The organism is Chitinophaga sedimenti (assembly GCF_023156195.1).
Taxonomy (GTDB): Bacteria; Bacteroidota; Bacteroidia; order Chitinophagales; family Chitinophagaceae; genus Chitinophaga; species Chitinophaga sedimenti.
Window position 1 is genome coordinate 4,622,375 of sequence record NZ_JAKUKA010000001.1, and the last position, 15,316, is coordinate 4,637,690.

Annotated in this window: 12 protein-coding genes and 2 pseudogenes; 5 read left to right on the forward strand and 9 right to left on the reverse strand. The window is 50.2% G+C overall.

All coding sequences use genetic code 11. The features are described 5' to 3' along the window. Positions 1–101: 101 nt before the first annotated feature. Together MKQ70_RS26365 and MKQ70_RS42740 are read left to right on the forward strand one after the other, a co-directional pair. Positions 102–626 (forward strand): annotated as a pseudogene (locus MKQ70_RS26365) (SDR family NAD(P)-dependent oxidoreductase); the annotation flags it as partial. An 86-nt stretch (positions 627–712) separates the two neighbouring features. Continuing rightward, the gene (locus tag MKQ70_RS42740; RefSeq protein ID WP_372490038.1) at positions 713–853 is read left to right on the forward strand and encodes an SDR family oxidoreductase; all 141 of its coding nucleotides are present in this window, start codon (positions 713–715) and stop codon (positions 851–853) included. A 734-nt stretch (positions 854–1,587) separates the two neighbouring features. Here the strand turns inward: MKQ70_RS42740 and MKQ70_RS26370 are convergent. From MKQ70_RS26370 to MKQ70_RS26400, 7 genes and pseudogenes are all read right to left on the reverse strand, one after another. Further along, complete coding sequence (locus MKQ70_RS26370; RefSeq protein WP_248075543.1) at positions 1,588–3,189, reverse strand: RagB/SusD family nutrient uptake outer membrane protein; 1,602 nt, start codon at positions 3,187–3,189, stop codon at positions 1,588–1,590. Positions 3,190–3,209: 20 nt separating this feature from the next. After that, a complete protein-coding gene (locus tag MKQ70_RS26375; RefSeq protein WP_248075545.1) occupies positions 3,210–5,381 on the reverse strand; it encodes a SusC/RagA family TonB-linked outer membrane protein in 2,172 nt (723 codons plus the stop codon). Then, positions 5,282–5,779: a TonB-dependent receptor plug domain-containing protein gene (locus MKQ70_RS26380; protein ID WP_248081674.1), complete on the reverse strand. Its 498-nt coding sequence runs from the start codon at positions 5,777–5,779 to the stop codon at positions 5,282–5,284. Before MKQ70_RS26380 ends, MKQ70_RS26375 begins: the two co-directional genes overlap by 100 nt. Before the next feature lie 53 nt (positions 5,780–5,832). Beyond that, positions 5,833–6,420, reverse strand: a pseudogene (locus tag MKQ70_RS41525) (DUF4974 domain-containing protein); the annotation flags it as partial. Between the two features lie 23 nt (positions 6,421–6,443). After that, positions 6,444–7,403, reverse strand: a complete 960-nt coding sequence (locus MKQ70_RS26390) for a FecR family protein (protein WP_248075547.1) — start codon at positions 7,401–7,403, stop codon at positions 6,444–6,446. A gap of 79 nt (positions 7,404–7,482) precedes the next feature. Further along, positions 7,483–8,037, reverse strand: coding sequence for an RNA polymerase sigma-70 factor (locus MKQ70_RS26395; protein ID WP_248075549.1), 555 nt, complete (start codon positions 8,035–8,037; stop codon positions 7,483–7,485). 193 nt (positions 8,038–8,230) lie between these two features. Further along, complete coding sequence (locus MKQ70_RS26400) at positions 8,231–9,079, reverse strand: hypothetical protein (RefSeq protein WP_248075551.1); 849 nt, start codon at positions 9,077–9,079, stop codon at positions 8,231–8,233. Between the two features lie 247 nt (positions 9,080–9,326). Between MKQ70_RS26400 and MKQ70_RS26405 the strand changes: the two genes are divergently transcribed. The 3 genes from MKQ70_RS26405 (at position 9,327) to MKQ70_RS26415 (ending at position 12,261) form a co-directional block, all read left to right on the forward strand. Beyond that, a complete protein-coding gene (locus MKQ70_RS26405) occupies positions 9,327–10,382 on the forward strand; it encodes a sensor histidine kinase (protein ID WP_248075553.1) in 1,056 nt (351 codons plus the stop codon). Positions 10,383–10,390: 8 nt separating this feature from the next. Continuing rightward, the gene (locus tag MKQ70_RS26410; protein WP_248075555.1) at positions 10,391–11,440 is read left to right on the forward strand and encodes a sensor histidine kinase; all 1,050 of its coding nucleotides are present in this window, start codon (positions 10,391–10,393) and stop codon (positions 11,438–11,440) included. A gap of 122 nt (positions 11,441–11,562) precedes the next feature. Beyond that, complete coding sequence (locus MKQ70_RS26415; protein WP_248075557.1) at positions 11,563–12,261, forward strand: LytR/AlgR family response regulator transcription factor; 699 nt, start codon at positions 11,563–11,565, stop codon at positions 12,259–12,261. On the opposite strand, the gene MKQ70_RS26420 is transcribed toward MKQ70_RS26415, so the two are convergent. Together MKQ70_RS26420 and MKQ70_RS26425 are read right to left on the reverse strand one after the other, a co-directional pair. Further along, positions 12,262–13,248 (reverse strand): ATP-binding protein, encoded by a 987-nt coding sequence (locus MKQ70_RS26420; RefSeq protein WP_248075565.1) that lies wholly within the window; start codon positions 13,246–13,248, stop codon positions 12,262–12,264. Next, on the reverse strand, positions 13,239–15,311 hold the full coding sequence (locus tag MKQ70_RS26425) for a ligand-binding sensor domain-containing protein (protein WP_248075568.1): 2,073 nt from the start codon (positions 15,309–15,311) through the stop codon (positions 13,239–13,241). The genes MKQ70_RS26420 and MKQ70_RS26425 overlap by 10 nt, the downstream gene beginning before the upstream one ends. Between the last annotated feature and the right edge of the window lie 5 nt (positions 15,312–15,316).

Genomic DNA, 15,316 nt, shown 5'->3' on the forward strand with positions numbered 1-15,316 from the left:
AACGTTTAAGCCGACAAACAATATAACTACACCTGTGTTATTTTATTGTTTGCCAACCCATACCGGAACAAATATCGATTCTTTCACCTAAAAAATACGCAATGGAAAAACTATTTGAAGGCAAAGTGGCCCTGGTAACGGGCGGCGGCTCGGGCATCGGGGAAGCTACGGCATTGTTGTATGCCAACCACGGGGCAAAAGTGGTGGTGTCGGACATTAACGAGCAACATGGACAGGCGGTGACCGGGAAAATCAAAGAGCTGGGCGGACAGGCGATTTTTGTGAAATGCAACGTGGCCAGCCCGCAGGACTGCGAACAGCTGGTTGCGGCTACCGTAAAGGCTTATGGCCGGCTCGACGCGGCCTGCAACAACGCGGGTATCGCCGGTGACGTTAAGCCGACAGGCGAGTTGAGCGTGGAAAACTTCGACAAGGTAATCAGCATTAACCTGAGCAGCGTGTTTTACTGCATGCGCGCCCAGATTCCGCAGATGGAGAAACAGGGCGGCGGGTCTATCGTTAACATGGCATCGATACTGGGACAGGTGGGTTTTGCCAACTCCTGTGCCTATGTGGCAGCCAAACATGGCGTAGTGGGCCTGTCTCAGAACGCAGCACTGGAGTATTCCGCGAAGGGCATTCGCGTAAACGCTGTGGGACCCGGCTTTATCGCCACCCCTTGCTGGATATCATGGATGATGCGGCTAAGCAGATGCTTATTTCACTGCATCCCATCGGGCGGCTGGGTAAAGCCGAAGAGGTGGCAGAACTCGTTATCTGGCTTACCTCTGACAAGGCTTCTTTTGTAACGGGCAGCTACTACCCGATAGATGGCGCCTATCTCGCCAAGTAACTTCTCAAAAAGCGTTGATATACAACGCTTTTTCTATTTCAACTGCTTTGCCCACCCGCTCCTGCGTCCGCCCGCTTTCCACCGGTAGGGAAAGGGCAGGCAAAGGGCAGTTAAAGGGCAGCGAAAGGGCCAGGGTTGCTCCTGGCTTGCTTCTTCCCTATACTATTCTTCGGAGATGCCTGGTTTTACTATGGTTTCGGCGAGGTGCATTTATACCAAAATACCCCCATTTCAGTAAGGATGGTCAAATGATCTCTATAGGATGCGGTTATCTTCCATAACTCCTTGCCCGCTCTCCTGTGTATTTTTCTGGAATTTTACACAAACCCTTATCCCTATTGACCGATGCGTATAAATACGCAAGGGAAAATTGCGTATTTCCCCTCGTGCATGAATAAAAAATCCATTATATTTTTGAACTACCATTTAGCCCCAAAATTATTTAGTAAGCCACTGGTGTTCAAGGACGGCCTTTCATTCATAAGCCCCTATAACCAAATACCGCTAACATGCGGCTACCGGTTACAAACCCCGGCTAGCTCGCGCAACGACAGTTGCAGACCGCCTTTCATCCCCTATCAAATACCACTGCTAATCAACGATTCACTTCCCTTTATCGGATAATAATATTCATCATTTACGTTTCCCCGCCGCAGTTGCTGTTGCCCGGTCTGTCTTAATTCATTTTATCTATGAAAAAGAAGAGCGGAACGTATGTCCCGCTCTTTCTTTATTTATTTAATATAACCAGTGTTTTGCGTGAGGTTGCCGCCGCTGAGCACAATCTCATTATTCGGGATCGGGTACAACCGACGGTAACTTTCATCATTATCTTTAAAGCCCCATTTGTCTTCAAACTTACCAAAGCGAATCAGGTCGTTACGGCGCCAGCCCTCCCAGGCCATTTCGCGGGCACGCTCCTCGAGCAGGTCATTGAGGGTAACACCGGTTGCTGCCGTGGTTTTAGCGCGGGTACGGATTTTAGTCACCAGCACGTCGGCTGTTTGCATTTCGCCGTTAATCACGGTAGGTGCTGCCCCACGCAGGATCGCTTCCGCTTTCATAAGCATCACGTCCGCCAGTCGCAATACGGGGAAGTCGTTGCCCCTGGTAACGGTCTTGTGTATTGGCATTTTTGTCAGGATAAAACTTGATGGAGCGCACTCCCTGTGCCTTGCCCAGTTCGTCGTTCCCAATGTCCATGTTAGGCACATCTTCCAAGGTAAGTTCCGGGATAAACTCCAGCTGCCAAACGATCGTGGCACTACCGTCGGTACCGGCATAGTTTGGTCCAGCCCCTTTTTAGTAGTGGTTATATTGATAGGTGCACCACTGAAATCAAACTGCTTGCCCGCCAGCCAGGTGGCATTACGCGTATCGTTCGGCAGGTTAAACTTCTGGTAGAAGGAAGCGATCGTGCTCAGTGCAATACTCGGACGGAAAGGAATGCTGTATTTCGCCTGTAGCGAGGTATGCAAGCCAAAGCGTGTAAAGTGGTTGCCTTTAATATAGTTAGGATCGTAAGGCACCGCAAAAATGGTTTCCTTGATCTGCGGGCCGTTTTCCGGGGCAAAGATGCTCATGTAATCGCCATCCAGTGAAAAGTAGGTGCGTTTCAGCACGCTGTCGGCCATGGCCACGGTTTCGGGGTACATGGTTTTAGCGGCGTATTGCGGCGCGTTCAGGTACATTTTGGTAAGGAGCGCAAACACCATTGACTTAGTCGGACGCGCATAGTTCTTCGCGGTAGTTGGACCATCGTTCAGGTCGGGCAATGCCTCCTTCAATTCCTTTTCAATGAAGGTGAATACTTCTGCGCGGGTGCTTTGTTTCGGCGTTTCGGTAGCGCCAAATTTGGTGATAATAGGTACGTTGCCGTACAGGTCCATCATCAGGAAATGAAAAAAGGCGCGCATCACCCTAATTTCCGCCAGCGCCGTCTGTTTGGCAGCACCGTCCGGAGCACGCTCGAACAATACAAGAATACTGTTACATTTGTTGATGCCGCTGTAACCCCATTTCCAGCAGCCGTTGATGTTGGTGTGATCAGCGGTCCAGGTATGTTTATGGAGGTCGCGGTACTGCCCGCCGTCGTTGTAGTTACCGCCCCGCGCCGGAATGATTGCCTCATCGGTGCTTAGCTCCTGCATTCTCCAATATTCTACTGCGTAAATGCTGGCCAGCTGTGTATAAGCCGGGCCGGAAGCAGCTGCAAAGCCTTCCTGTGTAGTAGGAAAGTTGCTGCTCGTCAGTTCTGATTCCACAGGCACGTCCAGATCGGTACAAGCAGTCATTACACTACAAACCGCTGCGCCTATTAACCATATCTTTTTCATATCTGAGAAGAATAAAAAATTTAGAAATTAACGTTTACACCCAAGAGGAAGGAGCGGGTTTTAGGATAAAAGTTGTTGTTATCAACACCAGGCTCCAGCCCGCCCATATTGATTTCAGGATCGATACCACGATACTTTGTAACAACAAACACATTGTTGGCTGAAGCGTAAATGCGCAGACCTTTAATGTAGTTGTTATGCACCGGCACTTTGTAACCAATGGTCGCATTATCCATCCGCAGGTAAGCACCATTTTCTACGTAACGCGTGCTCAGCACGTGTGCATTCGCATCGCCGTAATCTTCTGTTAAAGAGAATACAGGAATGTTAATGTTCTCGCCATCGTTCGGGCTGTTCAGGTTCGCCAGTGTTCCATTGAGAATTTTATTACCCGTTACACCGCGGAAAAAGAAGTTCAGGTCAAAACTGCGGTAAGAGAAAGCGTTGTTCCAACCGAAAATCAGCTTTGGTTGCGCGTTGCCGGCATATACATAATCGCTGGCCAGCGGAACTGCGATAGACAGGGTGCCGTCTTTTTTCACGAACTGGGATTTGCCATTCGCATCTTTACCCGCATACTGTGCTACATAAATAGCACCCAGTGGCTTGCCTTCGCGCACCTGCTGCGATGGATTGCCATTGCCTTTGCCACCCAGGTAAGCGCTTGGGATTGAGTCGATCGCAAAAGTGCTGTTGCTCAGCGACTCCACGGTATTTTTATTATGCGCCAGGTTCAGGCTGGTGCGCCAGGTGAAGCCGTTTGCCGCCACAGGAACCGCATCCAACTGCAACTCTATACCCTTGTTGCTGATCTTACCTACGTTGGCCGTCAGCACATCCACGAGGTACATGGTAGAAGGCACCGCGTATGTCCAGATCAGGTCAGCAGTATTTTTCACGTAGTAATCCACTGCCACATTCAACCGGCCGTTCAGGAAACTCAGGTCCACACCGGCGTTCAGCATGTCTGTACGTTCCCACTTCAGGTTGGGATTGTCGTTTTGCAGGGGACTGATGGCATTGATATAACGGTTATCATAAAAGAAGCGGCCTTCTGTACCGTAACGCAATACAGCGATCAGCGGATCGAAGCCCCGGGCGTTACCGGTAATACCATAACCTACGCGCACTTTTGCATCATCCAGCCAGCTTACATTTTTCAGGAAGTTCTCCTGCTTCACGCGCCATGCGCCGGAAAGTGCCGGGAACAGGCCCCAACGGTTGTTCGCGCCAAATGCGGAGGAGCCGTCGCGGCGGAGGGAGGCAGACACAATATATTTATCTGCATAGCTGTAACTGGCGCGGCCATAGAAGGAAATGAAGCGCAGGGTTTTAATATTGGTATTGCCATAGTCGGGCAGGAATCCGGCGGGCGGATCGCTGAGGCCCATGTTATTGTAGGTGATACCGTCGGTTACAAAACCTCTTGCAGAAGCCTGGAAACCATCGCCGTTACGATCCTCCTGCCAGGAATAACCGGCAAGTAATTTCAGGTCGTGCTGACCGAAAGTACGATCGTAGTTCAGGAAGGTTTCAAGGATCTTTTTGGTATTGGTGTAGGCGTTGCGGACGGCGAGACCGTTCGTGTTCTGCGCCAGACCGGAATAACGGTTATTGTAGATGTTGCGGTTCAGCTGCTCGTCCTGCATAGACATGCTCAACGTATAACGCAGTCCGTCCACTATTTTTAGTTCTGCACGGGCGCTGCCGAGCATCAGCTTTGTTTTGAGATGGTCCAGGTTATTGTAAATGAGCGATACCGGGTTCAGGTAGTTGCGCGTACGGCTGAAATCCTCCTTATAAGTACCATCCGCGTTTTTGATATTCACGGTAGGCAGGTAAGTGTACATATTCTGGAACACCAGCTGGGGAATGTTTTCCTGGTTGGAGATGCTGTTACTCACAGATACGCCGATTTTCAGGCGGTCGTTGAAGGCCAGCTGCTCCAGGTTACCGCGGAGAATAATACGGTTCAGCGCAGAGCCTTTCATGATACCTTCGTTGTTCAGATAGTTCACGCTTGCATCGTAATTCGTCTTCTTATTATTTCCCCCGAAGGATATATTATGGTTGTGAGAAAAACCGCTGCGGGTTACTTCCTTAAACCAGTCGGTGTTAACGCCGTCGTTATTGCCCGGCGCCAGGCTCCTGTTGTATTTCTCGAGGTATGCCCGCAGCTGATCGCCGGACAAAACATCAATCGTATTAGATGTTTTTCGGTAGCCGCGTAAGCATTGTAGCTTAACCAGGACTGGCCGTCTTTTGCTTTACGGGTGGTGATCATGATTACACCGTTGGTGGCACGTGCACCGTAGATCGCGGTAGACGAAGCATCTTTCAGTACGTCGATAGATACGATATCGTCCGGCGCCACAAGCTGGATAGACGCCCCCGGCACCCCATCGATTACATAAAACGGTTCCTGCGCCGCGCCGCCGCGCATGGTAGAAGGACCGCGCAGAATGATAGCAGGCGTTGCATTAGGATCGCCGCTGCGGGTGATATTAAGACCGGCCACTTTACCCTGCAACAGCTGTTCAGGAGACGAAAATACACCGCTGTTAAAGTCTTCGCGCCGTACGCTGGAAATAGCGCCGGTGAGGTCGCCTTTTTCGTTTGACCATAACCAATTACCACCACGCTGTTGAGCGTGCTGGCGTCGGCTTTCAGTCGTACCGTAATGGCGGAGCGGCCTTTAACCGGTTCTTCCAGGCTTTTATAACCAATGTAACTAAACACCAGCACCGCTCTGGAAGCATCATCCACCATAATGGAAAAATTACCCGCTGCGTCTGTGGCTACGCCATTGCCGCTGCCTTTCAGCTGTACACTTACGCCCGGCAGTGCGTTCCCGTTTTCGGCATCCAGCACCGCACCTTTGATCGCGGTCTTCGGCGCCTGCTGCTGTAAGGGCTTAATCATAATTACCCCTTCTTTTTCGGAGAACTGGAGGTTGCTGCCTTTTAATAAAGTTTTCAGCACGTCTTCCACCTCCCGGTTGCGAAACTCCTGTTCTTTTACCGTGTAGCGGTTTAATACGGCGGCATCGTAAACAATGTCTACAGAAGCCTGCCGTTGCAGCTGGCGCAACGCATCGGCCAGGGGACCTGCTTTTACGTTCAACTGCCGCACCAGTCCTTTGTCCTGGGCGAGCGCGTTAGCCGTTACCCAGGCCAGGAGTAAACCTGCCACGAGTAAGGCTCTTGCGGAATGAGTAATACATCTTTTCATATCTGGTATGTTGATAGGTTGTTCTACTGTTGAATAGTTACTGTATAGATGCCTTTATTTGTTGCTTTAAAATGAACACGACCGGTAAACTCTTCGAGGATGCTCATGATGTTTTCCGGTTTCATGCGGAGATTAAAAGAGCCGCTGATACGGATATCCTGGGCCATCTCGCCCACAGTTTCGAAACGCACGGGGTAGTAATCTTCCAGGCGATGCAGCACTTCGGCGAGTGGGGTATTATCGAAGAACAGGCGGTCGTTTTTCCATGCCTCGATATTTTCTGCTGCGATCTGATGGCGGCTTATTTCATAAGATCCTTTGGCGACGAGGATTTGCTGTTGCTCCGTAAGTGTACCCAGTTCCCGCACACCATGCATCACCCTGATTTTACCATTGCTCACCGCCACTGCTACCGACGGTGCATTTTTATAGGCGCGGATGTTAAAGGCGGTGCCGAGTACGTCCACCTGCAGGCTTTCTACTTTTACCGAGAAAGGATGTTCGGGCTGGCGGGCTACGTCGAAGTAAGCCTCGCCTGACAGCAGGGTTACCTGCCGGCCGTCGCGGAAAGTTTCCGGGTAGCGGAGCCGGGAATTAGGCGCGAGCCAGATACGGCTGCTGTCGCCCAGGTGAATCATTTTCTGCTCGCCTATACCGGTGCTGAGCACCGGGTATTGTACGGATTCGGGCTTGCTGCGCGAAGTAAACCACCAGGCAGCCACGGCAGGGGGGAGCACCACGGCAGCAGCAGCCACCCAACGGCGCCAGGATTTAATTTGCGGCAGCTGGCCGGTACGCTTCCGGATGGCGAGAAACATCTTGCGGCGCAGCAGCTCTTTTTCTTCGGGAGAAAGGTCACCACCGGGCATAGTACCCTTCGCGGCCATCGCGTCGAGCCACTGGTCTACCAGGGCGGCTTCTTCGGTGGTAGCCTGTCCGGACAGGTACTTGTTAACTAATGTCTGAAATTGCGACTGGTTCAACTGCGTTGTTTATGATAAGTTGCAGTCGCGGTCCGTTTTAACTATCGGGAAGGCGGGATTAACATTTTGGTAATATTGACTAGAGGAACATGAGAAGCTTACCCAGGATGGGCCGTGCTTTCTGGTAGGCATTCCCGAGCTGGTTGCGCACGGTTTGTTCGGCCGTGCCGTTCCGGCTGGCTATTTCGCGGATGCTCAATTCGTCAAAATGATACCATTCGAACACCTGCCGTTCTTTCTCGGGTAACCGTTGCAAATCGTTCTGCAGCTGGCGGCGGATATCTTTATTAATGACTTTGCTGAGGGTAAGCTCCGAACGGAGCTCGCCATGGAGAATGAATTGCTCCAGATGTTTCTCTTTTAAACCATCGTCGCGGAACTTGCAGAGGATTTTTTTGCGGGTGGCACTAAAGAGGTAGTTGCGGATGTGGGTACTTACATCGAGGTTTTCGCGGCGTTCCCAGAGATTTACGAACAAATCCTGCACCACGTCCTGCGCATCTTCCTGGCTGCCGAGAATACGGGCGGCGTACTGGAATAACTCATCCCAATAGGTATTGAACAGCCATTCAAATGTTTCGAAGTGGCCACTCCGCAGTTGCTCGCATATATTGCCGGATTGGAGGTCGGACATAGTAAAGCCTTGTAGCGCAGTAAAGGTAGAATAGCGGGGCAGCAAAAATCAACCTGCCTATAAAAGATAGCGATAGATTAACATTGACGTTAACCCGGGGAAAGGCGTTTTTTCATTACGTGGTATTTATGTCAATATAAATAAAAAAGCGCCGGACACAACACCGGCGCTTAAAACATCCATATCAAACTTACTACTTCAACTCTTTCAACCAGTTTTGGGCAAAGACCCGGGCAGTGGTTGTTACTTCCTTACCGGCGCGGAAAGCCATTTTCCAATTATTAGACTTGCCTTCGTAAGCCTTATTTACAAAATACTTTTTACCATTACGCTCGCTAAGCTGGGCGCCGAAATCCACATTTTCGGTGGCTTCCAGCATTTCCCGGAGGCGTTGTTTCACGTAACCGTCCGGGCTTTCGGGATAGGCCTCCTTCCAGGCGGCCAGGTCGTTAACATATTGCGTTTTGTTGTATTCGGCATTGGACTTCTCACCTTCGATGATCATATTCAACATCTCACTTTTGTTCTTTTCGGCTTCTTCCAGGTTCTTACGGAACATTTCCAGCGACTCGTTCAGCGCCTTTTTCATTTCTGCGTCCTTCATGGTTTTGAGGCCATCTTCCAGGTTTTTAACCGCCTTCTTTGTTTCTTCTATATAATTAGCGCGGATTTCCTGCTCGGTTTTGGCCGGCTTCGGCTCCTGCGGTTTGTTGCTGGCGCGGTGGTCCAGGTAAGCCTTTTTGAATTCCTCACTCTGCACATATTCTTTGGTATAGGCAAGCAGATCGCGGGTAACGGCTTCGCGGTCGCCCTGGGCGATGCTTTTCATATTACGGGCGCCGTAGTATTGAAGGTATCCCTGCAGGAAGCTGTTTTTAATACTGGAAGTGGCAGTAGCTTTGCTGAGGCCCAGTTGTGCGAATACATCGTCGTACAGCTTTTCGGCCTTAAAAGCCACCAGGGCGCCGGTCGCGAGCAGCCACACCGCTATTACCAGCACTTTTGCGGCGGTAAAAAGCCTTAAAATCAATTTCTTTTTCATTTCTTTGGGGTATTGATGGGGTGTTTAAGAATGATAACACCACAAAGTTGCGGGACATAATGATGCCGGGAAAGCGGATCTTATATGAACTGTAGAAATTCCCATATGAAGTGTATACGGCAAACGGAGCGCATTTTTACCGTCCCAATTCATGCGTGCGATTGCCCAATTCATGCGTATTTATCCCCAATATAGCCTGCCGCGGCATACGGCAGGCGCGGAAAATGACTATTTTTCAATTTCTAACATGATTCATCTGCCTCAATACACCCGTAAGGACCTGCTGATCTTTAGCGGGATGATGCCTGTAATGATCGTGGTGTTGAACGCCGTGATGTTCGACAAACGATACTTTACGGAGTGGTATGTGTTTATAGGGTCCAGTTTGATTATGACGGTACTGATCAGCATCCTGTGGATGGGCCTCACCTGGATCGCCGTTACCCTTCGCGACCGGTTTCCGCTGCACGAGCAGATGATGAAACGACTCAGCATTGCTATTTTCTTATTTATCGTTTCCACCGCCCTTTTAATTACGCTGATGTTCTGGGGCTACGACCACTTCCGGCTGTTTGGTTACCGGATGAACGAAGCCCGCTACGAATGGACCATCCTGGCAGGCATGGTCTTTAATATCACCATTACCTTTATTCATGAGGGCGCCGATGGATTTGACAAGTGGAAATTGACATTAAGGGAAACATCGCAGCTGAAAAAGGAGTACATGCAAAGCCGCCTGCTGGGCCTCAAGAGCCAGGTGAATCCCCATTTTCTCTTCAACTGCTTCAATACCCTTTCCAGTTTGATCCACGAAAACCGCGAGCAGGCGGAGGAGTTCCTCGACGAATTGAGTAAGGTGTACAGGTATTTGCTGCGGGGAACGGACGAGCGTTTTGTTTCGCTGGATACTGAACTGCAGTTCACCAATTCGTACTTCCGGCTGCTGAAAGCGCGGTACGGCGAGGCCATACGAATGGAAGTGAACGTAACGGCCGGCGCGGGTGAACAGGTATTACCGCCGCTTACGCTGCAAATGATCCCGGAGAATACTTACCAGTCGAACGTCATGAGCCGCGATCAGCCGCTGACGATACAAATTACCAGCCTGCCGAACGGCTGGCTCGAAATACGCAACAACCTGGCGCCTAAACTCGGCGGCAGCACTGAAGAAACAGATGCCGGCATCGACAACGTACTCAATAAATATAAATTACTCTGCCACCGCGAAATCGTGATCGCGGCCACAGAAACCGAGCGGGTAGTATTATTGCCCTTAATAAATGAAGACAGCCTGAGGAGATGAAAGCATGGATGAAACCCATACGGTCCGAATGGATCACCGTGTTCGCACTGATACCCGTTATCAGTGTGCTGCTGAACCATTTGCTATACGGCCGGCAACTATGGACCGAGCCGCGTATCTGGTTTTACTCCGTGCCCGTATTGATGATAACCGGCTTCCTGTCATGGTATTTATGCCTGGCCATTATGCACTGGCTGCGTGTACGCTTCCCGGAAATGCCGCAAACCGGCAAACGGCTGCTGCTGCTGGCGCTCACCTACATCCTGTTTACCTCCTGCACCTTCCTGAGCATCTTTTATGTATACGATCGTTTTCATATACTCGGCTATTCGTTTCAATGGAACCAACTACCGGTGCCGGTATTTATTTCTATTTCGATGACGCTGATCGCCACGGCGTTCTGGGAGGCTGAATATGTACTGGCACGGTGGAAGGACAGTCTGGCGGAGAAAGAGCAATTGCAACAGCAATCTATTTTCCAGGAATTTGAATCGTTGAAAAACCAGGTAAACCCGCATTTCCTGTTCAACTGTTTTAATACATTATCGTCGCTGATCAGCGAAGACCCTCGGCAGGCGGATGCCTTTCTGAACGAGTTGAGTAAGGTATACCGTTACTTGTTGCGCAGCAACGAAGATGGACTATCATCTTTAGATAATGAACTGAAATTTATCCGCTCTTATTTTGAATTACTGCGTCAACGCTACGGCGATGCGATACAGTTGCAGATAGAAGTAGATAAAAAATACGCGGCTTACCTGTTACCCTCCCTCAGCCTGCAGTTGCTGGTGGAAAACGCGGTGAAGCATAATATCGTGTCACGCCAGCAGCCACTGGTTATCGACATTTTCACCACGGCGGGCAACCGGCTGGCGGTAAACAATAACCTCCAGTTAAAACTGATCAAAGCGCCTTCAAATAAAATCGGGATCCGGAACATCCGGAGAAATACCAGTTGTTGCAAACAGAAGGCTTCCGGTGTTGGAAGACGCACGCAACTTTACGGTAGTGCTGCCGTTAATTTGGGCGCACCCGGACAACCGTCCCATCGGCTTTGAAAAAACTTCCCATACTGCTACCCCTAAAAATGCTGATTTATGAAAATTCTGATTGTTGAAGATGAGGACCTGGCCGTAAAAAAATACGTAAAACACTGGCCAGTGTTGACACCGCCGCCGAAGTGGCGGGAGTAACCGATAGCATCGTTGCCACCGTGGAATGGTTGGAAAATAACCCGGCGCCCGATCTTATCCTTATGGACATAGAACTGAGCGACGGACAGAGCTTCGAAATATTTAACCGCATTAAAGTGACCAGCGCCGTAGTGTTCACCACTTCGTACGACGAATATGCGTTAAAAGCGTTTAAGGTAAATAGTATCGATTACCTGCTGAAACCCGTGCAGAAAGAAGACCTGGAAGCGGCATTGCAAAAGTACCACCAGCTGAAAGATCACTATGCGGCCGCGACTAATGCTACGCCTGCGGTAAACATGGACAACCTGGCCCGCGAGCTATTTATGAAGCTTCAGCAGAAAGAATTCCGCAAGCGGTTCCCGGTAAAAAATGCGCAGAAGTTAGTGTCTATTGAGGTAGAAGACATCGCCTACTTCTTCAGCGACGGCCGCCTTAACTTCTTCAAAACCTTCGACAATAAAAAGTTCGTGGTCGATTATACGATGGACGAATTGGAAGAAATGCTGAATCCGGAGCGCTACTTCCGCATCAGCCGATCTTTTTATATTTCGGTGACCAGCGTGGCGCAGATCCACGAGTATTTTGGGAACCGCCTTATGCTGCAACTGAAACCGGAGGTGGACAAAGAAGCGATCGTAAGCCGGGAAAAGGTGGCCGACTTCAAAAAGTGGATGGGCAAATAATTATCTTACCGGTACCTGTAAAATGATCGAGATGCCGCGCTTATCGGCCTGTATATCCAAGAGCGCGGGAAGTTGCGCGGCACGCTGCTGCATAGCCTCAAAGTACCGCTGATCGGCAACGGCCTCCACCACCGTAAACGGACCGGGCGCATGTATCTTCAGCAGGAGCCGGGTTTTCACCAGGTCCATATTAACGAGTACGGTGGTGCCTTCGGCGTATTGCGCGATGTAGGTCAGCGCATCTTTATATAAAAAGTAGATATCCTGCCTGATCTTCATATCCAGCGCCAGTACGGTGATCTTATCGTCTACCTCCATTTTTACAATAACACCATGGCTGCTCTGCAACCCATCGCTGAACTCGTTCATGCGAAGCAATGTTTTGGGCATGCTGTCATTTTCCGGCTGAATGGTCCAGAGCATATCGTCCATGGCACCGATCATTTCGCGGCTCTTTTCACTGATCTGCTCTATGTATTCTTTAGACAGGCTGCTGTCTTTATCTGCCTTTATTTTCGCCATTTCACTTAACAGGTTGATATTGTTGAGCGTGGTGTTTACCGCAGCATGCAGGTTGCCCGCAATCTGTGTCCGCATCTTCTGCAGGCCTATCAACCGTTTAATACGTTCGCGATCTATCCAGTATAATATGCCCATGAATAACATGGCCAATGCGCCGTAAAACCACCAACTGCGCCAGAACGGGGCGGTCACATGAATTTTGAGCGTCGTGATTTCTTTACTGAAGATGCCATCGCTATTCTGTGTTCTTACTTTAAAGAGATAATCGCCGGGCGCCAGGTAATTATAAATTGCCTGCAGCCGGTTATCGGCCTTTACCCAGTCATCGTCCTGCCCTTCGAGTTGATAATAGTAGGCCAGTTGTTGCTGTTTCGTGTATGTCAGCGCGCTGAAACCAATTGTAATCGATGTGCGGTCGTGGGCCAGCAGCACATTGTCCAGGGCCGTCAGCGAATCTACCAGCAATGATTTATTTTCCAGGGTAAAGTGGGTGATGGCGGCGTTGCGGGGGCGGCAGGCTGCGTCATTTTCATGGGATCCACTACCACGAAGTTATGATCGGTGGTGAATACCAGGTTGCCATCCGGCAGCTTCGTGGATCCGATCGCGGAAAAATTATCGTGGCGGATGCCGTCGCGGCGATCGAATAAAGTAAAGATGTTTTTTTGCAGGTTCCAGCGGCAAAGGCCGTTAGCGAGACCCAGCCACACGTCGCCCTGTTCATCTTTTTCCATTTCGTACACCGTATTGCCCGGCAAACCATGTTGCGTTGTAATATTACGGATAGCGCCCGTACGTGTATTTAACACATTAAGTGCGCCGGTGCTGATGATGAACGTGGTATCGTCGTATTGCAGAATATCGTGTGGTACGTTTTCGTATAAGCGCCTGCCCACGCCTCCTTCCGAGTTATAGCGGGCCAATATTTTATGGGTGCGGGTATCCATTTTAAAACAACCATAGCCCATTGATGCTACCCACAGGTATCCTTCTTTGTCGATGTACAGCTCGTGCACCAACCCTTCTTTCATCACGAGTTCATATCCTTTGGTAATATCGCCGCCGGCAGCTTTACGGTTCCATTTTACGAGGTAACCGCCCTGCGCGCCCATCCAGATGTTGCCATCTTTATCTTCTGCCAGCTCGCGTATGGTACTGCCTTTTAATACCGGGGGACGAAAATAGCGACCTTTTTTAGTGGCACGATCGTAGACCAGTACTTCACCGGCCTGCATGCCCACCCATACCCGTTCTCCATCTCGTTGTTCCCGGATGTGCCACACCATGTGCGCGTTCCGTGGATCGAGACCCGGCGGCGGCGGCGCGGGGTGCATGTCTTTATCATAAAAATATAATCCGCCGCCCCAACAGCCTACCCAGGTACTGCCATCGCGCATGCGTACTACGGCCTGTACTCCATCTTCTGCTGGTTTGCCGCCATAACGTTGGGGATAAACGTTTTTAAATACTTCGGCATCGGGGTTAAAAATATAGAGCCCATTATCCGTGGCCACCCATATGTTTTGCTCCCGGTCCTCGAAAAGACGCTCTACCCGGTCGAAGCGGATGCTCTGTTCCGTGACGTATTCGTTGCGAATGGGAATAAACGGCTGTATACTGTCGCCGGTAAACTCCGCCAGGAACGGGAGCCCGTGGTACCAAAGGCGGCCGTTCCGCTGTTCCATCGGGCCAAATATTTCGTGGTAACCAAGCCCTATTTCTTTACCCAGGTTATATTCCTTGCTGATATTGTTTTTCAGGTCAAACACGCAAATGAGCGGATAAGGCTTTTGCGCCTCCCAGGTTACAAATGATAACCGTTGCTGCTGATCGATGTGCAACCAATGTGCGCTGGTTAAAGCACCGTATCGCTCAATCACCGGGTTCTTATCGGGGTTATGCCCGCGGTAATTCAGGTTGCCTGTGCGTTCATTGATCACCGCCAGGCCGTCGAAGCTGCTGATCCAGAGCAGGCCGCGTTCTTTATCGTCGAGGTACGATTGCAACCGCCAGCCAGGCGGCGCCACTAAATCTTCGGCGAGGTTAAACTCCTGTTTCACGCTGTCGTAGCGGTATACACCATTGTCCTGTGTATTCATCAGCCATTGCCCGCGGAATTCAAAAAATCCTTTATTGATGTAGATGTTCGCATACTTCCACCAGTGAACGCGCACTTCTTTAAATTTAAAAGTCTGCGGATCAAAGGTGCCTACCTTGTTATCGCCCGTACCTACCCACAATTGCTTTTTCGAATCCTCGTACACGAAGCCCACATAATCATTTTCGAAAGCAGGAATATTACCCGGCTGGTTATTAAACGTGAGGAAGCGGTTGCCATCGTAGCGTTGCAGGCCGTTGTTGCTCGACAGCCAGATGTACCCCCGGGCATCCTGCAAAATACCGGTAATGCTGTTGGACGAAAGTCCGTTGTAAGTGGTGAGCCGCTCAAATACATATTGCCCTGCCTGTTGTGCGTTCGCAGCTGAGGCAAGGACAAACAAAAGGGCGGAAAACAGGTAGTGTTTCAAGGTAT